The sequence below is a fragment of the Variovorax boronicumulans genome (assembly GCF_040544675.1).
Classification (GTDB): domain Bacteria; phylum Pseudomonadota; class Gammaproteobacteria; order Burkholderiales; family Burkholderiaceae_C; genus Variovorax; species Variovorax boronicumulans_D.
The window spans coordinates 38,766-61,661 of record NZ_JBEPKK010000021.1 but is presented as its reverse complement, the minus strand read 5'-3'; the positions used below and the strand labels follow the sequence as shown (position 1 = coordinate 61,661).

Genomic DNA, 22,896 nt, shown 5'->3' with positions numbered 1-22,896 from the left:
AACTGCAAGCCGTTCACATGGACAGCAACGGCCAATTCGATCCTCGAAAAACTCACCCGCCTATGCGGGCGAATTAACGGGACAGGACACTAGCTGCGCAGCAACGCCGCGAACGCATCCGCGAAGGTCGGGCGCGAGCGCGACAGCCACAGCGCCGACAGCTCGAAGGCCGGCAGTCCCGCACCGTCGCGCACGGGGGCATAGCGCACGCCCTCGTGCTGCAGGGCGCGCACGGAGCGAGGCAGCAGCGACCAGCCCAGCCCCGCCGCCACGCAGGCCAGCACCGTCAGCGTGCGGTTGGCGTCCTGCACCACCCGCGTTTCGTGGCCGGCAAGGCGCAACGCACTGAGCAACTGGGCGCGCAGCGCGGGAATCTGCTCTTCCGGAAACCACACCAGGCCGTGCCGGGCGATCTCGGCCAGCGACACGCAACCGCCCTCGGCCAGCGGCCACGCCGCCGGCACCGCGGCGATCATGGCCTCCTCGCCCAGGCGCAGCTCGTGCACCGGGGCATTGACCGACACCGGGGGGTGCAACAGCGCGATGTCGATGCGGCCTCCCTCCAACGCCGACACCTGTTCGGCATTGCTCATCTCGCGCAGCACCACGTCGAGCTGCGGGTGCGCCTCACGCAGCCTGCGCAGCGCGTTCGGCAGCACTTCGTAGACCGCATGCGTCACGAACCCCACGGTCAGCCGGCCGGCCCGGCCTGCGCCCATGGCCCGCGCGCGTTCGGCGGCCGTGTCGCTGTAGGCGAGGCTGTCGCGAAGGTCATCGACGATCGCGAGGCCCGCTTCGGTGAGCGCGGCGCCGCGGCGCGTGCGGGTGAACAGCCGCGTGCCGAGTTCCTGCTCCAGCCGGTTGAGCGTTTGCGTCAGTGCCGGTTGCGCCAGGCCCAGCCGCTCGGCCGCCTTCGTGAGGCTGCCCGCTTCGGCAACCGCGACAACGCAGCGCATCTGGCGGGTGTCCATGGCGGGGCCTGTTGTCAGAGCCTCAGAACGCCGCGCAGACGCGCAGCACCTCGCTGCCGTAGGCCTCGAGCTTCTTGGTGCCGATCCCGCTGATGCCCTGCAGGTCTTCGAGCGTGGCCGGTGCGCGTTCGGAGATGGCCGCCAGCGTGGCGTCGTGAAAGATCACATAGGCTGGCAGGTTGTGCTCCTTGGCCACTTCGGCCCGCCAGGCCTTGAGCGCCTCGAAGCGCTTCTTGCCGGTGTCGTCGAGCTTGGCGGCGGCCGGCGAAGGCGCGCCCTTGGCGGCTTTTTCGCGACGCGGCTTGCGCTCCGTGGGCGAGGAGATCGACTCGCGCAGGCTCACCACCGCCTCGCCCTTGAGCACCGCGCGCGATCCCTCAGTGAGCTTGAGCGTGTTGAACGCTTCGGCATCGACCGCCAGCGCGCCCGTGGCAATCAGCTGGCGCAGCACGCCGCGCAGCTGCACCTCGCTGAACTCCGCGCCCAGCCCGAAGGTGCTGATGCGCTCGTGCCCGAACTGCTTGACCTTCTCGGTCTCCTTGCCGCGCAGGATGTCCATGATGTGTCCCGCGCCGAAGCTGATGCCGCTCAGCTGCTGCACGCGGTAGATGGTGCTGAGCAGCTTGCGCGCGGCATCGGTGCCGTCCCACACGTTCGGCGGATTCAGGCAGTTGTCGCAGTTGCCGCAGGGCGTGCTCTTCTCGCCGAAGTAGCCCAGGAGGCGCACGCGCCGGCAGTCGCTCGCTTCGGCCAGCGAGAGCAGGGCGTCGAGCTTGCCGCGCATGACCTGCTTGAACTCTTCGCCGGCCGGGCTCTCGTCGATCATGCGGCGCTGGTTGACGACGTCGTTCAGGCCGTAGGTCATCCAGGCGTCGGCGGGGGCGCCGTCGCGGCCGGCGCGGCCGGTTTCCTGGTAGTAGCCCTCGATGTTCTTGGGCATGTCCAGGTGGCCGACGAAGCGCACGTCGGGCTTGTCGATGCCCATGCCGAAGGCGATGGTCGCGACCATCACGATGCCTTCTTCGCGCAGGAACCGGTCCTGGTGCCTCTGGCGCACCGCGGCATCGAGGCCCGCGTGATAGGGCAGGGCGTTGATGCCGGCGCCCTGCAGCGTCGTCGCGAGTTCTTCCACGCGCTTGCGCGACTGGCAATAGACCACGCCCGCATCGCCCTCGTGCTCGCGCTCGATGAAGCGCAGGAGCTGCGTGGTCGCGTCCTTCTTCTCGACGATGGTGTAGCGGATGTTCGGCCGGTCGAAGCTGGAGACGAACTGGCGCGCCTCTTCCAGCTGCAGCCGCTCGACGATGTCCGCGCGCGTGAGCGCATCGGCCGTGGCGGTGAGCGCGATGCGCGGCACGCCCGCATAGCGCTCGTGCAGCACGGTGAGCGCGCGGTACTCGGGACGGAAGTCGTGGCCCCACTGGCTCACGCAGTGCGCCTCGTCGATCGCGAACAGCGAGAGCTTGCCGCGCTCCTTCAGCGAATCGAGCTGCGACAGGAATCGCGGCGTGTTCACCCGCTCGGGCGCCGCATAGAGCAGGGTGATCTCGCCGCGCAGCATGCGGCGCTCCACGTCCTGCGTCTGCTCCCAGTCGAGCGTGGAATTGAGGAACGCCGCACTCACCCCCGCCTCGTGCAGCGCGCCGACCTGGTCGTGCATCAGCGCGATCAGCGGCGACACCACCACCGCGACGCCCCGCCCCGCACGCTGCCGCGCGATGGCCGGGATCTGATAACAGAGCGACTTGCCGCCGCCCGTGGGCATCAGCACCAGCGCGTCGCCGCCCCCGACAACGTGATCGACGATGTCCTGCTGGGCGCCGCGGAACTGCGAGTAGCCGAAGACTTCGTGGAGGATGTCGGCCGGTGCGGTGCTGCTGCCGGGGGCGTCGAGGGGGTGGGGAGCGAGGGAGGACACAGGCAACAAACAGTTATGACGCTATGAAATTAACAGCCTCCGCGCGGGAGCGGAATTTGATTCGGCTTGAGAATCCAACTCCTGCGGCGAAGGGTGGATTGTCGCTCGCCGGTGCGTGCGAAGTCAGCAGGCCGGAGCGTCTTGGAGCGTGGAGAATTGACCAGTTGCCGCGCTATTCAAGGAGACCCATTGTCCATGTCCCGTACCCGTGATGCGCTTGCGGATCGATACTTCGGTCATTTGCCGCGGCCTGCTGTTTGATGCCCGCCAAGCTCCCCATCAACCTCGACGACCTCCTGCGCCAGCGCACAGTCGAGGGCGAGCGCATTGAGTACAAGGCCGGCTGGAACCCGGACGCGATCCTGCGCACCGTCTGTGCATTCGCCAACGACTTCGCGAACCTGGGCGGTGGTTATGTGGTGATCGGGCAAGACTGCGATGCCGATGGTCAGCCCATCTTTCCACCGGTGGGCCTGGCCGACAACCAGCTCGACAGAATTCAGCAGGAGTTGCTCGCGCACTGCCAGTTGATCCAACCGCCTTACTTCCCGATGCTGGGCGTTGAGGAGGTCGAGCACCGCAAGCTCATCGTTCTGTGGGCGCCGGGCGGTCAGACCCGACCTTACAAGGTGCCAGCGTCGGTCACTGCCAAGCACAAGAGCTGGCATTACTACATCCGCCGTTATTCGAGCACTGTGGAGGCCAAGGGTGAGGTCGAGCAGGAGCTGTTGAGCCTCACGGCCAAGATACCGTTCGACGACCGGTTCCAGCAGATGGCGCGGGTAGCCGATCTGTCTGCGCCCCTGATGGAAGCCTTCTTGCACGAGGTCGGCAGCGAGTTGGCCGACGACGCGGCCGCGCTCCCGTTGGAGGCATTGGGTCGGCAGATGAATGTGGTGGGTGGCGCTGTCGAAGCGCCCATGCCCAAGAACGTCGGCCTGCTGTTCTTCAACGATGCACCCGAGCGCTTCTTTCCGGGCACGCAGATCGACGTGTTGTGGTTTCCCGAGGGCGCGGGTGGTGACCGCTTTGAGGAGAAGACTTTCAAGGGCCCGCTCGGCCGCATCACGCGCGAGGCACTCGACTACATCCGGCGTAACTACCTCGTCGAAACGGTCATCAAGCATCCGCAGCGCGCGGAGGCCGAACGGGTGTGGAACTTTCCCTATGCCGCGATCGAAGAAGCTTTGGTGAACGCGGTGTATCACCGCTCGTATGAAGAGCGCGAGCCGATCGAAGTGCGCATCGACCGTGACGAGCTGGTGGTGCTGAGCTTCCCGGGGCCAGACCGCTCCATCGCGTTGGCGGATTTGCAGGCGGGCCGCGCCGTGAGCCGCCGCTATCGCAACCGGCGCATCGGCGAATTTCTGAAGGAGCTCGACCTGACTGAGGGGCGCGCCACCGGCATCCCCAAAATCCTGAAGGTGATGGCAGCCAATGGTTCGCCGCAGCCAGTGTTCGAGAGCGACGAAGAGCGTACGTCGTTTGTGATCCGGCTGCCGGCGCACCCCAAGGTGAAGGCCACCCCGGAAGTCACCCCGGAAGTCACCCCGGAAGTCACCCCGGAAGTTGAGCGTGTCGTTGTTGCCTTGGAGGGCGAGTGGCCGCGCCAGCAGCTCCAGCAAGCGCTCGGTTTGAAGGATGACGAGCACTTTCGCAAGGCGTACCTGTTGCCGTCGCTTGAAGCCGGAATGATCGAAATGACCCTGCCGGACAAGCCTCGCAGCAGCAAGCAGCGTTACCGACTGACCGCCCAGGGCCGGCATTGGCTGAAGCATCACACCGGCGACGGCGCTTGAGCGAATAGACCGTGATCGAGCAGCCCTTTTTGCGGCGATTGCGGTGCAGTGCTCGATATGTGATTGAGGCGGGACGTTCTTGGCACGAGCTTTGCAATGGTGACCCCCGTCCCGCCGCCTTTCTTGTCTAGACAGCAATCTGGTGCATCTTCCTGAAGAAATGCACCGAAAAAGCCCTCTCGGGTTATCCTGTATATACAAGTTGGGGCGCTTGGCAACAATGCGAGGCGTGCGCGGCCCAGACCCGGGCGCACCGCCGAGCCATTTCTAGAAAACGGAACCAGGAGTACCCATGGTCAAGACGGTAGTTGTGAAAGTCGCTTCGCTGCTGGCAGCAGGTGCATGTGCAGCGGGCATGGCCGGAACGGCCGCCGCCCAGGACACGAAGATCGCGCTCGGCATGTCCGGCTGGACCGGCTTCGCGCCGCTCTCGCTGGCCGACAAGGCGGGCATCTTCAAGAAGAACGGCCTGGACGTCGAACTGAAGATGATCCCGCAGAAGGACCGCCACCTGGCCTTGGCCTCCGGTGCCATCCAGTGCGCGGCCACCACCGTGGAAACGCACGTCGCCTGGAACGCCAACGGCGTGCCGATCGTGCAGATCTTCCAGATGGACAAGTCCTACGGCGCCGACGGCATCGCGGTGCGCAACGACGTCAAGACCTTTGCCGACCTCAAGGGCAAGAGCATCGGCGTGAGCGCCCCCGGCACCGCGCCGTACTTCGGCCTGGCCTGGATGCTGAGCAAGAACGGCATGACGCTGAAGGACGTGAAGCTGGTCTCCCTGGAGCCGCAGCCCGCCGCGCAAGCCTTCGTGGCCGGCCAGAACGACGCCGCCATGACCTACGAGCCGTACCTGTCGACCGTGCGCGCCAACCCGGCCGCCGGCAAGATCCTGGCCACCACGCTCGACTACCCGATGGTGATGGACACCGTCGGCTGCGCGCCCACCTGGCTCAAGGCCAACCCCAAGGCCGCCGCCGCGCTCACCAAGTCGTACTTCGATGCGCTGGACATGATCAAGGCCGACCCGGCCAAGTCGAACGAACTCATGGGCTCGGCCGTCAAGCAGAGCGGCGAACAGTTCGCCAAGTCGTCGGCGTACCTGCGCTGGCAGGACAAGGCGGCCAACCAGAAGTTCTTTGCGGGCGAGCTCACCACGTTCATGAAGGAAGCCACCGCCATCCTTCTGGAAGCCGGCGTGATCCGCAAGGCGCCTGAAGACTACGCAGCCACCTTCGATGCAAGCTTCGTCAAGTAAGGCGCTGCCGCAGCAGGTGCCGCCGCGTGCGGCATCGGCGGTCGCCGGTTCACCCCCGCCCGCGGCTCCGGTGCGGCGCCGCGCGTTCGCACCGCTCGAACCCATCGGTGCGCGTGCGCGCGTGCTGCTGGGGCTCGGCTTCTTCGTCGTGTTCGTGCTCGCGTGGTCGCTCGCCACGCTCGGCGGCTTCGTGTCGCCGACCTTCCTTGCGAGCCCGCCGACCATGGTCAAGGAGGGCTGGCTGCTCTTCACCGAGTACGGCTTCATCGTCGACATCGGCATGACCGTGTGGCGCGTGTTCGGCGGCTTCCTGCTGGCGGCGGTGTTCGCGGTGCCGCTGGGCATCGCGATGGGCACCTGGAAAACCGTCGAAGCCTTCTTCGAGCCTTTTGTCTCGTTCTGCCGCTACCTGCCGGCCTCGGCCTTCATTCCGCTGCTCATCCTGTGGGCGGGCTTGGGCGAAATGCAGAAGCTGCTGGTGATCTTCATCGGCTCGTTCTTCCAGATCGTGCTGATGGTGGCCGTCACCGTGGGCGGCGCGCGGCGCGACCTGGTCGAAGCCGCCTACACACTGGGCGCCAGCAGCCGCGGCATCGTCGCGCGCGTGCTCATTCCGGGCGCTGCGCCGGGCATCGCCGAAACGCTGCGCCTTGTGCTCGGCTGGGCATGGACCTACGTGATCGTCGCGGAGCTGATCGGCTCGTCCTCGGGCATCGGCCACATGATCACCGACAGCCAGGCGCTGCTGAACACCGGGCAGATCATCTTCGGGATCATCGTGATCGGCGTCATCGGGCTCCTGTCCGACTTCGCTTTCAAGGCGCTCAACCGCCGTCTGTTCGCATGGGCCGCACTGTGATGACGACCGCAAAGAACCAGCTTTCCATCCAGGGCGTCTCGCGCGTCTTCACCGGCACCAAGGGCCAGAGCACGCAGGCGCTGCTGCCCATCGACTTCGAGGTGAAGGAGAACGACTTCGTCACCATCCTCGGCCCCTCGGGCTGCGGCAAGTCGACGCTGCTGCGCATCGTGGCGGGCCTGGACTTTCCGACCACCGGCCAGGTGATGCTCGATGGCGAGCGCATCGACGGCCCGGGCGCCGACCGCGGGGTGGTGTTCCAGAGCTACACGCTCTTTCCGTGGCTCACCGTGGCGCAGAACATCCGCTTCGGCCTGCGCGAGCGCGGCATGAGCGAGGCCGACCAGAAGGAGCGCAGCGAGTTCTTCATCGCCAAGGTGGGCCTGCGCGGCTTCGAGCATCACTTTCCCAAGCAGCTGTCGGGCGGCATGCAGCAACGCACCGCGATTGCGCGCGCGCTCGCCAACGACCCCAAGATGCTGCTGCTCGACGAGCCCTTCGGCGCCCTCGACAACCAGACGCGCGTGCTGATGCAGGAGCTCTTGCTGGGCATCTGGGAGTCGGCGCAGAAGACGGTGCTCTTCGTCACGCACGACATCGACGAGGCGATCTTCATGGCCAACCGCGTGGCAGTGTTCAGCGCGCGGCCGGGGCGTATCAAGACCGAGATCGCGGTGGACTTTCCGCATCCGCGCAGCTACACGATCAAGACCTCGCCCGAGTTCATGGACATCAAGGCGCGCCTGACCGAGGAAATCCGGGCCGAGTCCATGGCCGCGGCCGAGCACTGACCACCCGATGAAACGCGACCTGCCGACCCTTGCGCTCTACGCGCAAGTCAAGGACCACATTTCCCGCAAGATCCAGGACGGCACCTGGCCGCCCGGCCACCGGCTGCCGTCTGAGCACGAGCTGGTCGCGCAGTTCGGCATGGCGCGCATGACGGTGAACCGCGCGCTGCGCGAACTGGTGGAGCAGGGGCGCATCGTGCGCGTGGCCGGCGTCGGCAGCTTCGTGGCGGAGAACAAGCCGCAATCGACGCTGCTGCAGATCGCCAACATCGCCAGCGAAATCCGCCAGCGCGGCCACGACTACCGCTGCGAGATGCTCGCGGTCGAACGCCTCGCCGCCTCGCCCGACGTGGCCGCTTGGCTCGACCTGCGCGCCGGCGACTCGGTGTTCCACAGCGCCTGCCTGCACCTGGAGAACGACACGCCGGTGCAGCTCGAAGAGCGCTATGTCAACCCGCAGGTCGTGCCCGACTACCTCGAGCAGGACTTCACCCTGATGCCGCCCAGCGAGTACCTGGTGCGCAACGTGCCCTTCGACCAGATCGAACACGTCGTCGATGCCGTGCTGCCCAACGCCGACCAGGCCGAGCGGCTCGCCATGGAAGTCACCGACCCCTGCCTCCTGCTCACGCGCCGCACCTGGACGCGCAACACGCCCGTGACCTGGGTGCGATGCCTGCATCCCGCGTCTCGCTACAGCCTGGGCAGCCGCTTCAAAGCCGACGGCAACCCGAGCTTCGGCTGATTTTTTTCGTCGCACAGACCGATCGTTATCTCTCGCAACTACTTGTATAGACAGGTTCACATGCCAAGCAATCACCAAGCTTCCTCCGACACCACCCTGACCCTCACGCCCGGCAAGGTCGACCTTGCGATGCTGCGCCGCATCCAGGCCGGTGGCGTCCGGCTTGTGCTCGATCCGTCGGTACTCGACGGCATGAAGAAGGCCGAGGCCGCGGTGCGCCACATCGTCGAGAACGACCAGGTGGTCTACGGCATCAACACCGGCTTCGGCAAGCTCGCGAGCACGCGCATCGGCAACGACCACCTGGCCGAGCTGCAGCGCAACCTCGTGCTCTCGCACAGCGTGGGCACGGGCGAGCCGCTGGCTGCGCCGGTGGTGCGCATGATCCTCGCGACCAAGGCGGTGAGCCTGGCGCGCGGGCACTCGGGCGTGCGGCCCGCGCTGGTCGATGCGCTGCTGGCCTTGTTCAATGCGGGCGTCACGCCGAGCATTCCTTGCAAGGGCTCGGTCGGCGCCTCGGGCGACCTCGCGCCGCTCGCGCACATGGCTTGCGTGCTGATCGGTGAAGGCGAGGCGACGCTGGCTGACGGCAAGGTCGTCGGTGGCGCCGAGGCGATGCGCAGCATCGGCCTCGAACCCTTCGTGCTGGGCCCGAAGGAAGGCCTCGCGCTGCTCAACGGCACGCAGGTGTCGACCGCCTTGGCACTCGCCGGCCTCTTCGGCGCGGAAGACGTGTTCGCCTCGGCGCTGATGTCGGGCGCGCTGTCGCTCGAAGCGATCCAGGGCTCGATCAAGCCCTTCGATGCGCGCATCCACGCCGCACGCGGCCAGCCCGGCCAGATGGCCGTCGCGGGCGCGGTGCGCACCCTGCTCGAAGGCAGCGAGATCGTCCCCTCGCACGCCGACTGCGGCCGCGTGCAGGACCCGTACTCGGTGCGGTGCATCCCACAGGTGATGGGCGCCTGCCTCGACAACCTCGCGCATGCATCGCGCGTGCTGGTCATCGAAGCCAACGCCGCATCGGACAACCCGCTCGTGTTCTGCGACACGGGTGAAGTGATCTCGGGCGGCAACTTCCACGCCGAGCCGGTCGCCTTCGCGGCCGACATCATTGCGCTGGCGGTGAGTGAAGTCGGCGCGATCGCCGAGCGCCGCATCGCGTTGCTGCTGGACACCGGCCTCTCGGGCCTGCCGCCGTTCCTGGTGCGCGATGGGGGCCTGAACTCCGGCTTCATGATTGCGCAGGTCACCGCGGCCGCGCTCGCATCGGAAAACAAATCGCTTGCGCATCCGGCCAGCGTCGACAGCCTGCCCACCTCGGCCAACCAGGAAGACCATGTGTCGATGGCCACCTTCGCCGCGCGCCGTTTGGGCGACATGGTCAACAACACCGCGGTGGTGGTCGGCATCGAAGCCATGGCCGCCGCGCAAGGCATCGAACTCAAGCGCGGGCTCAAGAGCTCGCCGATGGTCGAAGCCGAATTCGCGGCCATCCGCCAGAACGTCGCCTTTCTCGAACGCGACCGCTACCTCGCCCCGGACATCGAAGCCATGCGCCAGTGGGCGCTGAAGGCCGACCTGCCGGCCGCGCTGCTGAACATCCTGCCCAGTCACTCTTGAACATCGCCCGATAGGAGAACCACGCCATGAACGCTCCCGAAAAACTCGCACTGAACGCCGCCGACCTCGCCGACCCGCGCCATGACCCGACCCGCGTGATCCGCGCGCCACGCGGCAGCACGCTCAACTGCAAGAGCTGGCTCACCGAAGCACCGTTTCGCATGCTCCAGAACAACCTCGACGCCGAGGTGGCCGAGCGCCCGCAGGACCTCGTGGTGTACGGCGGCATCGGCCGTGCCGCACGCAACTGGGCCTGCTACGACCAGATCCTCGCGTCGCTGAAGGAACTGAACGACGACGAGACGCTGCTCATCCAGTCGGGCAAGCCGGTCGGCGTGTTCAAGACCCACGAGAACGCGCCGCGCGTGCTGCTCGCCAACTCGAACCTCGTGCCGAAGTGGGCCAACTGGGAGCACTTCAACGAGCTCGACCGCCTGGGCCTCTTCATGTACGGCCAGATGACGGCGGGCAGCTGGATCTACATCGGCAGCCAGGGCATCGTGCAGGGCACCTTCGAGACCTTTGTCGAAGCCGGCCGCCAGCACTACAACAACAGCTGGGCAGGCAAGTGGATCCTCACCGCCGGCCTCGGCGGCATGGGCGGCGCGCAGCCGCTCGCGGCCACGCTGGCGGGCGCGGTGTCGCTCAACATCGAGTGCCAGCAGTCGAGCATCGACTTTCGCCTGCGCACGCGCTATGTCGACAAGCAGGCGCGCGACATCGACCATGCCTTCGAACTCATCAAGCAGCACACGGATGCGAAGGAAGCCGTGTCGATCGCGCTGCTGGGCAACGCGGCCGACATCCTCCCCGAGCTGGTGAAGCGCGCGAAGGCCGGCGGTATCAAGCCCGACCTCGTGACCGACCAGACTTCGGCGCACGACCTCATCAACGGCTACCTGCCCTCGGGCTGGACCGTGCCGCAATGGCAGGCCGCAATGAAGGACGCTTCGCAGCACGACGCGCTCACGAAGGCGGCCGCGAAGTCTTGCGCCGGGCATGTGCAGGCCATGCTCGACTTCCAGGCCATGGGCATCCCGACCGTCGACTACGGCAACAACATCCGCCAGGTGGCGTTCGACGAGGGCGTGAAGAACGCGTTCGATTTCCCCGGTTTCGTGCCCGCCTACATCCGCCCGCTCTTCTGCGAAGGCAAGGGTCCGTTCCGCTGGGTGGCGCTCTCGGGCGACCCCGAAGACATCTACAAGACCGACGCCAAGATCAAGGAGCTGTTCCCCGAGAACACGCACACCCACCGCTGGCTCGACATGGCGCGCGAGCGCATCGCCTTCCAGGGCCTGCCCGCGCGCATCTGCTGGCTGGGCCTGGGCGAGCGCCACATCGCGGGGCTTGCCTTCAACGAGATGGTGAAGAACGGCGAACTGAAGGCGCCCATCGTCATCGGCCGCGACCACCTGGACACCGGCTCGGTCGCCAGCCCGAACCGCGAGACCGAAGCGATGAAGGACGGCACCGATGCGGTGAGCGACTGGCCGCTGCTGAACGCGTTGCTCAACACCGCGGGCGGCGCCACCTGGGTCAGCCTGCACCACGGCGGCGGCGTGGGCATGGGCTACTCGCAGCACTCGGGCGTGGTGATCGTGTGCGACGGTACCGATGCGGCCGCCAAGCGCATCGAGCGCGTGCTGTGGAACGACCCGGCCACCGGCGTCATGCGCCATGCGGATGCGGGCTACGACATCGCCGTCGCCACCGCGAAGAAGCAGGGCCTGAAGCTGCCGATGGTGCGCTGAGCGGGCCCCTGGCCCCGCGCAAACCGGTAAGACAAAGGTAGAAGTAAAAATCCGGCCCATTCCCACCCGGTGGGAATCGGGGCTTGGAAGTGAGAACGGCGAGCAAGATACTGCCTTCGATGACGCCCCCGACCGATGCCCCCGCCCACAACGACCGCGCGCTGTTCGTGCTGTCGGTGCTGGCGCAGAGCAAGGTCGCGATGACGGCCGCCGAGCTGGTGCAGGCCACCGGCCTGGTCAAGAGCACGCTGTACCGCCAGATCGCCACGCTGCGCCGCTGGGGTTTCGTGATGGAGTCGGAGGGCCGCTACTCACCAGGCCCGGTGAGCGTGCAGCTGGCTAGCGGCTTCGACGGCAACTCCGACCTGGTCATGGCCGCCCGCGCCGACATGCGCGCGCTGGTGCAGCAGAGCCACGAGAGCGTGGCGCTGGTCACCGCGGTGAACGACCGCGTGGTGTGCCTGGAGATGATCGACAGCGAACATTCGCTGCGCTGCTCCTTCGACCGGGGCCGCAGCGTCCCGGCCAGCGACGGCGCCAGCGCCAAGTGCCTGCTGGCGCACATGCCGCTCGACCAGCGCGATGCCTTGCTCGACGGCCTGGGCGAAAGTCCCGAGCGCCGCGCCGAACGCGTCGCTGAACTCGACGCGATCCGCGAGGCCGGCCATGCCGTCACGCAGGGCGAGGTCGATGCCGGCGTCTGGGGCGCGAGCGCACCGGTGCTGGCTTCGAGCCGGCGGCTGCGCGGCGCGATCACGCTCATGGCGCCGCTCACGCGCGTCGAGGGCATGGAAGCTGCATTGCTCCACATGACGGTCGTCACGGCGGCCCGCATCTCTCGCGCGCTGCAGTAGCAGCCAGTTGCTGCATCTACCTTTTTCAAACCCACGAAAGCCCCGCCTCATGAACACCCGCCGCACTCTTCTCACTGTTGCCGCAGCCGCTCTCTTCGGTCTTGCCGGCGCCGCACACGCGCAAGGCGAGCCGCTGCGCGTGGCCACCGACGCCACCTTTCCGCCGATGGAGTTCGTGGAGAACGGCAAGCGCACCGGCTTCGACGTGGAACTGGTCGAGGCCATCGGCAAGACGCTGGGCCGCAAGATCGAGTGGATCGACATCGACTTCAAGGGGCTTGTGCCGGGCCTGATCTCCAGGCGTTTCGACATGGCCGTCTCGGCCATCTACATCACCGACGAGCGCAAAAAGGTCGTCGACTTCACCGTGCCGTACTACGCGGGCGGCCTGGTCGTGATGGTCAAAGAAGGCAACACGACGATCAAGACGCCGGCCGACATCAACGGCAAGAAGGTCAGCGTGCAGGTGGGCACCAAGTCGGTCTCCTTCACGAAGGAGAAGTACCCGCAGGTGCAGCTGATGGAAGTCGAGAAGAACCAGGAGATGTTCAACCTCGTGGACATCGGCCGAGCCGACGCCGCCGTCACCGGCAAGCCCGCCGCTTATCAGTACGTGCGCACGCGCGGCGGCCTGAAGGTGCTGCCCGAGCAGATCACCACCGAGGAATACGGCATGGCCATCCGCAAGGACACGCCTGAACTCACCAAGGCGGTGAACGGGGCCATCGAGAAGCTGAAGGCCGACGGCACTTACGACCAGATCGTGAAGAAGTGGTTCAGCGCCAACGCCAAGTAAGCGCGCGATGGATCTCGATTTCTCGCCGGTCTGGCAAGGCTGGCCCGACCTGCTGCGCGGTGCGCTCGTCACGGTGGAGATCACCGCCTGCGCACTCGCGCTCGGTTGCGTGCTCGGCCTCATTGTCGGCATCGGCCGGCTGAACCCGAAGCGACGGTGGATCTACGGCGTGTGCACCGCCTATGTGGCGGCGATTCGCGGCACGCCGCTGCTGGTGCAGCTGTTCATTCTGTTCTTCGGTCTGCCGCACTTCGGCATCCTGCTGCCGGCCTTCCTGTGCGGCGTGTTGGGGCTTGGCGTGTACTCGGGCGCCTACGTCTCAGAGATCGTGCGCGGCGCGATCCAGTCGATCGACAAGGGGCAGACGATGGCGGCGCAGTCATTGGGCATGACGCCCGGCGTGGCGATGCGCCAGATCGTGCTGCCGCAGGCGGTGGTGCGCATGATTCCGCCGCTGGGCAACGAGTTCATCGCGCTCATCAAGAACTCGGCGCTGGTGTCGCTGCTGACGATTCACGACGTGATGCACGAGGGGCAGAAGATCATCAGCGTGTCGTATCGCTCGCTGGAGGTGTACCTGGCGATTGCGCTGGTGTACTTCGTGCTGACGGGCACGATGACGCTGGTGCTGCGGCACTTCGAGCAGAAGCTGCGGCAAGGCGGGTTGATGCGATGAGCGTGCTTCACGTATTTCTCCCTCCCCCGCTGGGGGAGGGCAGGGGTGGGGGCACGACGGCCTCGACCCCAACATGGCGCTCGTTGGGCGCTGCCCCCATCCCAACCTTCCCCCGGAAGGGGAAGGAGCAAGACGGGCGGTCATGAGCAAGGTAACTCGCTTCTCGCGCGCCTCTCTGTCGGTCATGCCCTGGAAAAACGGCGGCGGCACCACCCAGGAAATCGCGAGCTGGCCGCAGGGCGCCGCGCTCGACAGCTTCGGCTGGCGCGTGAGCATCGCCACCATCGCGGCGGCAGGCCCGTTCTCGGTGTTCCCCGGCATAGCCCGCAGCATCATGCTGCTCGAAGGCGACGGGGTGCGGCTCTTCACGCACGACGGGCGCATCGAGCACCGGCTCGACATGCCTCATCGGCCGTTCGCGTTCAGCGGCGACGATGCGATCGATTGCACGCTGCTGGGTGGCGCATCGAACGATTTCAATGTGATGACGCGGCACGGACAGTGGCGCGCCGATGTGCGGGTGCTGGGCCACGCAGCGGCCATCGAGCCCGCACCGCACGGCGTGCTGCTGGCATTGCGCGGCGCATGGCGGTTGAATGACGAAACATGCCGCGAGGGCGAAGGCCTGCATTGGGCTGACGCGCCGCGGACATGGCAGGCGATGCCCGAGAGCGAAGACGCGCGGCTGGTGGCGGTGCGCATCGTGCCGGCCTGATCTGCAGAAAGAAAAAGACGATGAAACCTGCAAGCGAATTCCCCTCGGCCGACGGCCTCTGGACCGGCCTGCGCCTTGCGACCGACGCCGGCACCGAAGCCGGCATCGTGGTCGCGCAAGGCGAGATCCGCTGGGTCGGCGCACGCAGCGCATTGCCTGCCGAGTTCGCGGGGCTCACCGCACACGACGGCGGCGATGCGCTCGTCACGCCCGGCCTCGTCGATTGCCACACGCACCTGGTCTACGGCGGCCAGCGCGCCAACGAGTTTGCGATGCGGCTTGCAGGCGCTACCTACGAAGAAGTGGCAAAGGCCGGCGGCGGCATCGTCTCGTCGGTGCGCGCCACGCGCGAGGCCGATGAAGACACGCTCTTCGCGCAGGCCGCGCTGCGCCTCGAACAGCTGCTGGCCGACGGCGTCTGCGCCATCGAGATCAAGTCGGGCTACGGCCTTTCGCTGGAACACGAGCGCAAGCAATTGCGTGTGGCGCGGCGCCTCGGCGAAGCCTATGGCGTCACCGTGCGCACCACCTTCCTCGGCGCGCATGCACTGCCACCGGAATACACAGGCCGCAGCGGCGACTACATCGACCTCGTGTGCCGCGAGATGCTGCCCGCCCTCGCGGCCGAAGGGCTGGTCGATGCGGTGGATGTGTTCTGCGAGCGCATCGCCTTCTCGCTCGAAGAAACCGAGCAGGTCTTCCAGGCCGCCAAGGCTTTGGGCCTGCCGGTCAAGCTGCATGCCGAGCAACTCTCCGACATGGGCGGCGCCGCGCTCGCCGCGCGCTACGGCGCGCTCTCGTGCGACCACATCGAACACCTGTCGGCCGACGGCATCGAAGCGATGCGCCAGTCGGGCACCGTGGCCGTGCTGCTGCCCGGCGCGTACTACACGCTGCGCGACACGCACCTGCCGCCCATCGAAGCGCTGCGCGCCGCGGGCGTGCCGATGGCCGTATCCACCGACCACAACCCCGGCACCTCGCCGACGCTGAGCCTGCTGCTGATGGTCAACATGGCGTGCACGCTGTTCCGCCTGACGGTGCCCGAGGCGCTGGCCGGTGTCACCGTGCATGCGGCGCGCGCGCTGGGCCTTCAATCGACGCACGGCGCGATCGCCGTGGGCATGCCCGCCAACTTCGTCTTGTGGAACGTGCGCGATGCGGCCGAGCTCGCGTACTGGTTCGGTCAACGTCCGCTGCGCACCGTGGTGCGTCAAGGCCGCATTGCCGTGGAGAACGCCGCATGACGCGCACCCTCTTCGCAGCCGATGCGCTGCTTCCCGCCGGCTGGTCGAAGAATGTGCTGCTCGCGTGGAACGACGCCGGCCAGCTCACGCAAGTGCAGCCCGCCGCGCAACCGGCGTCCGGAACGCAAGTGGCGACCGGCCCGGTGATCCCCGGCATGCCCAACCTGCACTCGCACGCCTTCCAGCGCGCCTTCGCAGGCCTCACCGAACACCGCGCGGAACAGCAGGACAGCTTCTGGAGCTGGCGCACGCTGATGTACCGCTTTGCCGCGCGCCTCGGCCCGCAGCACATGGAAGCCATCGCGACCTGGCTCTACGCCGAGATGCTCGAAGCGGGCTACACGAGCGTGTGCGAGTTCCAGTACGTGCACCACGACGCCGACGGCCGCCCCTATGCCGACGACGCGACGCTGAGCCTCGCGCTGCTGCGCGCTGCACAGAAGACCGGCATCGGCTTCACGCTGCTGCCGGTGCTCTACCAGACCAGCGGCTTCGGCGACCAGCCGCCCAACGAAGGCCAGCGCCGCTTCGTGCGATCGACCGAGTCGATGCTGCGTTTGCTCGAAGCGCTCAAGCCGGCTTGCGATGCGCAGGGCGCGCGCCTGGGCATGGCGCCGCATTCGCTGCGCGCCGTGCCGCCCGAGGCGCTGCGCGATGCGGTCGCGGGGCTCGAAGCCATCGACCGCACTGCACCCATTCACATCCACATCGCCGAGCAGACCAAGGAAGTCGACGATTGCGTCGAGTGGAGTGGGCTGCGGCCGGTCGAGTGGCTGCTCGACCACGCGCCGGTCGATGCGCGCTGGTGCCTCGTCCACGCGACGCACATGAACGACGCGGAATACGAGTACGCCGCCAAGAGCGGCGCGGTGGCGGGCCTGTGCCCGACGACCGAAGCCAACCTGGGCGACGGCATCTTCGATTTCTCCAAATGGCGCAGCCACGGCGGCACATGGGGCGTGGGCTCCGACAGCCACGCCAGCGTCAACGCGGCCGAAGAACTGCTGATGCTCGAATACAGCCAGCGTTTGGCCAAACGCCAGCGCAACGTCGGCGCGAGCGCGGCGCAGCCGCACGTTGCGACCGCGCTCACGCTCGAAGCGGTGCAGGGCGGGGCGCAGGCGGCGGGCCGCGCGGTCGGCGGGCTCGCTGTGGGGCAGCAGGCCGACTTCGTCGTGCTCGATGCCGCGCATGTCGCGCTGCAGGGGCTGCACGCGCCCGAGATGCTCTCGGCCCACGTCTTCGCGAGCCACCGCACCTCCGCCATCGACAGCGTCTGGGTCGCCGGCCGCGAGCGCGTCTCGGCCGGGCGCCACGCGCTGCACAACGAAGCCGCGTCCGCCTTCGTCGCGGCGCGCACCCAACTCCTCCAGGACTGAAACCACCATGGCCTTCACCACCGCCGAACCGGCGTTCCGCTTCCGCCAGGGCACACGCCCTCTGCTGATCTCGATGCCGCACGTCGGCACCCATGTGCCGCCCGCGCTCGCCGCCCGCTTCACCGACGAAGCGCGCCACGTGCCCGACACCGACTGGCACCTCGAGCGGCTCTACGACTTCGCCGACGAACTCGGCGCCTCGGTGCTCGTGGCCACGCACTCGCGCTACGTGATCGACCTGAACCGTCCGCCGGATGGCGCCAGCCTCTACCCGGGCCAGAGCGTCACCGGCCTGTGCCCGGTCGACACCTTCGACGACACGCCGATCTACGCATCGAGCGACGACCTGCCGGACGACGCGGAAGTCGCCGAGCGACGCGATGCCATCTGGCAGCCGTACCACCGCCAGCTGCAGGCCGAGCTCGACCGCCTGAAGGCTGCCCACGGCACCATCGCCCTCTGGGACGCGCATTCGATCCGCTCGGTGCTGCCGCGCTTCTTCGAAGGCAAGCTGCCCGACCTGAACCTGGGCACCGGCAACGGCACGAGTTGCGATCCGGCGCTGGCCGCCACGCTGCTGGGCATCGCTGAATCCGCGCCGGGCTATACCGGTGTGCTCAACGGGCGTTTCAAGGGCGGTCACATCACGCGCCAGTACGGCAACCCGGCCGGCGGCGTGCATGCAGTGCAGCTGGAGATGACGCAGTCGAGCTACATGCAGGAAACGCTGCCCTTCGACTACCTGCCCGAGGTGGCAGCAGGCGTGCAGCCGCACGTGCGGCGGATGATCGAGGCGGTGCTGGCCTTCGTCGAAGGCCAGGCAAAGCACTGACGGGCGGCAGGGCAAGCCTGCTTTTCTACAATCGCAGGTTATGAAGCCCGTCATCTATACCCGCGGCCAGGCATTGGCCGGCATCCTCGAAAAGCGCATCGCCATCCTCGACGGCGCCATGGGCACGATGATCCAGCGCTTCAAGCTCACCGAGGAGCAGTACCGCGGTGAGCGCTTCAAGGACTTCGAGCGCGACGTGAAGGGCAACAACGAGCTGCTCTCGCTCACCCGCCCCGATGTGATCCGCGACATCCACGAGGGCTACCTCGCGGCCGGCGCCGACCTCATCGAGACCAACACCTTCGGCGCGACCACCATCGCGCAGGAGGACTACAAGATGGCGCACCTGGCGCGCGAGATGAACCTGGAATCCGCCCGCATCGCGCGCGCGGCCTGCGACAAGTTCAGCACCCCGGACAAGCCCCGCTTCGTGGCCGGCGCCCTCGGCCCGACGCCCAAGACCGCGAGCATCAGCCCCGATGTGAACGATCCGGGCGCACGCAACGTCGATTTCGAATCGCTGCGCGCGGCCTACTACGAGCAGACCGAAGCGCTGGTCGAAGGCGGCGCCGACGTGATCCTGGTCGAGACCATCTTCGACACGCTCAACGCCAAGGCGGCGCTGTTCGCGGTGGACGAGTACTTCGACAACAGCGGCGAGCGCCTGCCGCTGATCATCAGCGGCACGGTGACCGACGCCTCGGGCCGCATCCTGAGCGGCCAGACCGTCACCGCCTTCTGGCACAGCGTGCGCCACGCGCAACCGCTGGCCATCGGCCTCAATTGCGCGCTGGGCGCGGCGCTGATGCGCCCCTACATCCAGGAGCTGGCGCGCGTGGCGGGCGACACCTTCATCAGCTGCTATCCCAATGCGGGCCTGCCCAACCCGATGAGCGACACCGGCTTCGACGAGACGCCCGATGTCACCTCGCGCCTGCTGCACGAGTTCGCGGCCGAGGGGCTGGTGAACATCGTGGGCGGCTGCTGCGGCACGACGCCGGACCACATCGCGGCGATCGGCAAGGCCGTAGCGCCGGTGCGGGGGCGTTTGCTGAACAACACGGCCGGCTTCTACAGCGAAGCCGCCTGAGCGAGCCCGCAGGCCGCCTTCGTTTTCACGGGGTCATCTGCGCAGCGGCATTCGTGGCAGGCGGACTCGCCGATGGCATCGGTTGCCTCTTGTTCTTGGGAGAAATCGTCATTTCTTCCGGCATCGGAGCGCTCGCCGTTGGGATACTTGCGCATTCCTCTGCCCAAGTCGGGCGCCACCTCGAAAAGACGGGTTTCGCATGAAGCTAAGTGAACGTGACGACTACGGCCAGCTGCTCACGCAAATCGGCGATACCTTCACCCGCGGCCGCGTCCAGGCGCTGCGAGCAGCCAACCAGGAGTTGCTGGCAGCCTACTGGCAGGTCGGCCGGCATATCGTCGAATTCGAACAGGCCGGGCAGGCGCGCGCCGAGTACGGCAAGGCGCTGATCGAGCAACTGGCGCGCGATCTCAAGCTGCGCCACGGCAAGGGCTTCAGCCGGAGCAACCTGATCCGTATCCGCCAGTTCTACCTGCTGTACCCGAAAGGTGCGACGCTGTCGCACCAATTGAGCTGGTCGCACGTCGTGGAACTGCTCAAGATCGACGATCCGCTGGAGCGCGGTTTCTACGAGCAGCAAAGCGTCAATGAGCGCTGGTCGGTACGTGAGTTGGTCCGGCAGAAAGACAGTGCGCTGTTTCTGCGCCTGGCCGCGAGCCGTGACAAGGCCGGAATCCTGAAGCTCGCCAGCGAGGGGCAGGTGGTCGAGCAGCCCGTCGATCTGCTGCGGGAGCCCTACGTTTTCGAATTCCTCAAGATTCCAGAACCGGGACAGGTGTCGGAAACCCAACTCGAGACCCTGCTGTGTGATCACCTGCAGCAGTTCTTGCTGGAGCTGGGAAAAGGGTTTACCTATGTTGGCCGGCAATACCGCATCACGCTGAACAACAGCCACTACAAGGTCGATCTGGTCTTCTATCACCGCATCCTGCGCTGCTTTGTTCTCATCGACCTGAAGCTGGGTGACGTGCAACACCACGACATCGGCCAGATGAATCTCTACCTGGGCTACTTTGCCAATGAAGAGAACGCCGAAGGCGACAACCCGCCGATCGGCATCATATTGAGCCGCCACAAGGACGAACTGCTGGTCGAGTACGCGACCTACAACCTCAACAGCCAGCTTTTCGTCCAGAAGTACCAGCTCTATTTGCCCGAGCGCGAAGAGTTGCAGCGGGAGCTGGAGTTGACGTTGCGAGAAGCAGGGGAGTGATCACGCGTCTGGAGTTCAGCGCAACGCCGCCGCCTGCCGATCCCGCGCAATCAGCGCCACGAAGCGCTGCGCGCCCAAGCCCAGCGGGCGTTCCCTCGACCACACCACATCGACCCACAGGTCGAGCCCGTTGCTGAGGTTCTCGAAGGGAATCTCGACCAGCGCCCCTGCCGCCACATGCGGCCGCGCGAAGTTGCGCGGCAGCCAGCCCCAGCCCAGGCCTGCGGTGATCAGGCTCAGCGCGGCCAGCGCGTTGTCGGTGCGCCAGACGTGGCGCGCGAACACGAAGCGCGGATCGCTGGTCGCCAGGTCGCGCCCGGCGACGACGATCTGGCGGGTGTTGGTGAGGTGCTCTTCCCGCAGCCGCTCGCCGGCCGCCGCAAGCAAGGCCGGATGGTCGGGCGCCATCACGGCCACCATGGTGTCGCTGCCCACTTCCTGAAAACCTTCGCGGCCGTCCAGGCTCGGGCGCTCGAACACCAGCGCCAGCTGCGCGCGGCCGCTGTGCAGCAGCGCCAGCGCATCGGCCTGCGGCGCGGCCAGCACCTCGACCTGCAGCAGCGGGTATTCCTGCGCTAGTTCGGCCAGCGGCCCACTCCAGGGGGCGGCCAGCAATTCGGGCGCGATGGCGAGCGTCAGGCGGTTTTCCAGCCCCTGGGTGAGCGCGAGCGCCTGCACCTGCAGCTGCTTGAGCTGCGCCGCGAGCATGCGCGCCTGCGGCTCCAGCGAACGGGCAGCGGCGGTGGGCTGGGGCTCGCGGCCCTTGCGGTCGAACAGGGGCAGGTCGAGCTCGGCCTCCAGGCTCGCGATCGCCATGCTCACGGCCGACGGCACCTTGCGCAGCGCCCGCGCGGCGGCCGAGAAGGAACCGTGGTCGATCACGGCCAGGAACACCTCGACGTTGTCGCTGGAGAAAGCCATGGCGTCCGACTTATCAATTTAATTGAAACAAGATGACTTTTTATATCAGTAAATAGCAAATAAAGTCCAGCCATCGCATTCAAGTTCTCAGAGGAAAAGTCATGCAAGGGCTCCAGCGTCGTGTCGTCTACATCTCCCTTTACGAAGGGATCGCCATCGTGTGCGCCAGCGCCGGCCTGGCCCTGATGACGGACGCGGGGCTCGGCCATTCGGGCATGCTGGCCGTGGCTGCTTCGGTCATCGCCGTGATCTGGAACCTGGTTTTCAACGCGCTGTTCGAGCGCTGGGAATCGCGCCAGGCCGTGCGCGGACGCAGCGTGCGCCGCCGCATCGCCCACGCCATCGGCTTCGAGGGCGGGCTGATCGCGTTCCTGGTGCCCATGCTCGCCTGGGGGCTGGGCGTGTCGCTCTGGCAGGCGCTGGTGATGGACCTGGGCCTGGTGGTGTTCTTCCTGGTCTACACCTTCGTCTTCAACTGGGGCTTCGACCGGGTGTTTGGCCTGCCCCGCTCGGCGATGGGGCCTGCCCAGACGGCGTAGCCCGGGACGCCCGCAGCGCCAGCGCGCCGGCCAGGCGCAGGCGCTCGCGTTCGTTGAACAGCATCTCGCGCAGATGCGCCTGCTGTTCCGGGGGCGCGTTGGCGTACTGGTCGAGGCGGCTGCTCCAATCCTTGTTCTCCTGGTCGAGCGCCTCCAGCTGGCGTGCGGTGTCGTAACCGTACGTGGCGCTCCGCTCGGCAAAGCGCTCCTGCGGGCTGGCACCGCGCGCGTCCATCGCGTCGGTCTGGCGCTGCACATCGACCTGGGCCGTGAAGCCGCGCCGCTGTTCGCGCTGCTCGGGCGTGAGCAGGGCTTCCTCGCTGCGCTGCGCGGCCGCCTCGCGTTGCTCGGGCGTGAGGCCGGTGTTGCGGGCCAGCGCCATCTTGTCGGCCATCAGGAGGTCCTGGCGGATCTCGTCGCCGAAGAGGCCTTCGATCTCCTCGGGCGTGAAGTACGTGCGCCTCACGGCGGCACGGGCTTCGATGGTCTTGTGCAGCGAGGCGGCGTCGCCGGTGTCGGGGGGCGGCAGGGCCTGCATGGTTTCCTGCATGTCGACATAACGCTCCAGCAGGCCCATCGCGCGGGAAACCAGCTCGGCGGGCAGGCGCTTGGCCAGCAGGCCGGGCGCCACCGCCATGAAGGCGACCTTGCCGGTGGCCTGCGCCTCGGCGAGCGCGCTCTCGAAGATGAGGATGAGCGACGGGTTCAGCATGGCGTCGGGCGCGGGGCGGGCATCCCCGTTGGGTTGCGCTGCCGGCGCCACGGCGCCCGGGGCGGTGGCGGCCGATGTCGCCACCACTGTGGCCGGGGAGTCTGCCGGCGTCTGCTCGTCCACCAGCCACCATCCGGCAAGGATGGCGAGCGCCGCAGCGCACGCCATCGCGCCGAGCTGCAGCGGTCTCACAACGGGACCCAC

General features: G+C 67.1%; 21 protein-coding genes. 17 read left to right on the top strand and 4 right to left on the bottom strand.

Annotated features, from left to right (window positions below):
• Window positions 1-89 precede the first annotated feature (89 nt).
• Complete coding sequence (locus tag ABIC90_RS25640; RefSeq protein ID WP_354359245.1) at window positions 90-971, bottom strand: LysR family transcriptional regulator; 882 nt, start codon at window positions 969-971, stop codon at window positions 90-92.
• Between the two features lie 22 nt (window positions 972-993).
• Window positions 994-2,889, bottom strand: coding sequence for a DNA helicase RecQ (gene recQ / locus ABIC90_RS25635; protein WP_354359247.1), 1,896 nt, complete (start codon window positions 2,887-2,889; stop codon window positions 994-996).
• A gap of 260 nt (window positions 2,890-3,149) precedes the next feature.
• On the opposite strand from recQ, the gene ABIC90_RS25630 reads away from it, so the two are divergent.
• From ABIC90_RS25630 to ABIC90_RS25555, 16 genes are all read left to right on the top strand, one after another.
• A complete protein-coding gene (locus ABIC90_RS25630) occupies window positions 3,150-4,688 on the top strand; it encodes a Fic family protein (RefSeq protein WP_354359243.1) in 1,539 nt (512 codons plus the stop codon).
• A 292-nt stretch (window positions 4,689-4,980) separates the two neighbouring features.
• On the top strand, window positions 4,981-5,949 hold the full coding sequence (locus tag ABIC90_RS25625; RefSeq protein ID WP_354359241.1) for an ABC transporter substrate-binding protein: 969 nt from the start codon (window positions 4,981-4,983) through the stop codon (window positions 5,947-5,949).
• Window positions 5,930-6,808 (top strand): ABC transporter permease, encoded by an 879-nt coding sequence (locus tag ABIC90_RS25620; RefSeq protein ID WP_354359239.1) that lies wholly within the window; start codon window positions 5,930-5,932, stop codon window positions 6,806-6,808. The genes ABIC90_RS25625 and ABIC90_RS25620 overlap by 20 nt, the downstream gene beginning before the upstream one ends.
• Window positions 6,793-7,599 carry an ABC transporter ATP-binding protein gene (locus ABIC90_RS25615; protein WP_354359237.1) on the top strand — a complete coding sequence of 269 codons (807 nt, stop codon included), beginning with the start codon at window positions 6,793-6,795 and terminating at the stop codon, window positions 7,597-7,599. The genes ABIC90_RS25620 and ABIC90_RS25615 overlap by 16 nt, the downstream gene beginning before the upstream one ends.
• Before the next feature lie 7 nt (window positions 7,600-7,606).
• The gene (gene hutC, locus ABIC90_RS25610) at window positions 7,607-8,344 is read left to right on the top strand and encodes a histidine utilization repressor (protein WP_354359235.1); all 738 of its coding nucleotides are present in this window, start codon (window positions 7,607-7,609) and stop codon (window positions 8,342-8,344) included.
• A 60-nt stretch (window positions 8,345-8,404) separates the two neighbouring features.
• Window positions 8,405-9,964, top strand: coding sequence for a histidine ammonia-lyase (gene hutH, locus ABIC90_RS25605; RefSeq protein ID WP_354359233.1), 1,560 nt, complete (start codon window positions 8,405-8,407; stop codon window positions 9,962-9,964).
• Window positions 9,965-9,990: 26 nt separating this feature from the next.
• Window positions 9,991-11,718, top strand: coding sequence for a urocanate hydratase (hutU, locus tag ABIC90_RS25600; RefSeq protein ID WP_354359231.1), 1,728 nt, complete (start codon window positions 9,991-9,993; stop codon window positions 11,716-11,718).
• Window positions 11,719-11,837: 119 nt separating this feature from the next.
• Window positions 11,838-12,572: an IclR family transcriptional regulator gene (locus ABIC90_RS25595; protein ID WP_354359229.1), complete on the top strand. Its 735-nt coding sequence runs from the start codon at window positions 11,838-11,840 to the stop codon at window positions 12,570-12,572.
• A 49-nt stretch (window positions 12,573-12,621) separates the two neighbouring features.
• Window positions 12,622-13,368: a transporter substrate-binding domain-containing protein gene (locus ABIC90_RS25590; protein ID WP_354359227.1), complete on the top strand. Its 747-nt coding sequence runs from the start codon at window positions 12,622-12,624 to the stop codon at window positions 13,366-13,368.
• 7 nt (window positions 13,369-13,375) lie between these two features.
• Window positions 13,376-14,044 carry an amino acid ABC transporter permease gene (locus tag ABIC90_RS25585; RefSeq protein WP_042576940.1) on the top strand — a complete coding sequence of 223 codons (669 nt, stop codon included), beginning with the start codon at window positions 13,376-13,378 and terminating at the stop codon, window positions 14,042-14,044.
• Between the two features lie 142 nt (window positions 14,045-14,186).
• On the top strand, window positions 14,187-14,759 hold the full coding sequence (locus ABIC90_RS25580) for a HutD/Ves family protein (RefSeq protein ID WP_354359225.1): 573 nt from the start codon (window positions 14,187-14,189) through the stop codon (window positions 14,757-14,759).
• A gap of 20 nt (window positions 14,760-14,779) precedes the next feature.
• Entirely contained in the window at window positions 14,780-16,006 is a 1,227-nt protein-coding gene (hutI, locus tag ABIC90_RS25575) for an imidazolonepropionase (protein ID WP_354359223.1), read from the top strand.
• Entirely contained in the window at window positions 16,003-17,385 is a 1,383-nt protein-coding gene (locus ABIC90_RS25570; protein ID WP_354359221.1) for a formimidoylglutamate deiminase, read from the top strand. The genes hutI and ABIC90_RS25570 overlap by 4 nt, the downstream gene beginning before the upstream one ends.
• A 7-nt stretch (window positions 17,386-17,392) precedes the next feature.
• Window positions 17,393-18,217 carry an N-formylglutamate deformylase gene (gene hutG / locus ABIC90_RS25565; protein WP_354359219.1) on the top strand — a complete coding sequence of 275 codons (825 nt, stop codon included), beginning with the start codon at window positions 17,393-17,395 and terminating at the stop codon, window positions 18,215-18,217.
• A gap of 40 nt (window positions 18,218-18,257) precedes the next feature.
• A complete protein-coding gene (locus ABIC90_RS25560; protein ID WP_354359217.1) occupies window positions 18,258-19,307 on the top strand; it encodes a homocysteine S-methyltransferase family protein in 1,050 nt (349 codons plus the stop codon).
• Window positions 19,308-19,506: 199 nt separating this feature from the next.
• Window positions 19,507-20,520, top strand: a complete 1,014-nt coding sequence (locus tag ABIC90_RS25555; protein WP_354359215.1) for a PDDEXK nuclease domain-containing protein — start codon at window positions 19,507-19,509, stop codon at window positions 20,518-20,520.
• Between the two features lie 15 nt (window positions 20,521-20,535).
• Here ABIC90_RS25555 and ABIC90_RS25550 read toward each other — a convergent pair whose 3' ends face one another.
• A complete protein-coding gene (locus ABIC90_RS25550; protein WP_354359213.1) occupies window positions 20,536-21,441 on the bottom strand; it encodes a LysR family transcriptional regulator in 906 nt (301 codons plus the stop codon).
• 101 nt (window positions 21,442-21,542) lie between these two features.
• On the opposite strand from ABIC90_RS25550, the gene ABIC90_RS25545 reads away from it, so the two are divergent.
• Window positions 21,543-21,980: a PACE efflux transporter gene (locus tag ABIC90_RS25545; protein ID WP_354359211.1), complete on the top strand. Its 438-nt coding sequence runs from the start codon at window positions 21,543-21,545 to the stop codon at window positions 21,978-21,980.
• Here the strand turns inward: ABIC90_RS25545 and ABIC90_RS25540 are convergent.
• Window positions 21,913-22,884 (bottom strand): lipase secretion chaperone, encoded by a 972-nt coding sequence (locus tag ABIC90_RS25540; RefSeq protein ID WP_354359209.1) that lies wholly within the window; start codon window positions 22,882-22,884, stop codon window positions 21,913-21,915. The genes ABIC90_RS25545 and ABIC90_RS25540 overlap by 68 nt on opposite strands.
• Between the last annotated feature and the right edge of the window lie 12 nt (window positions 22,885-22,896).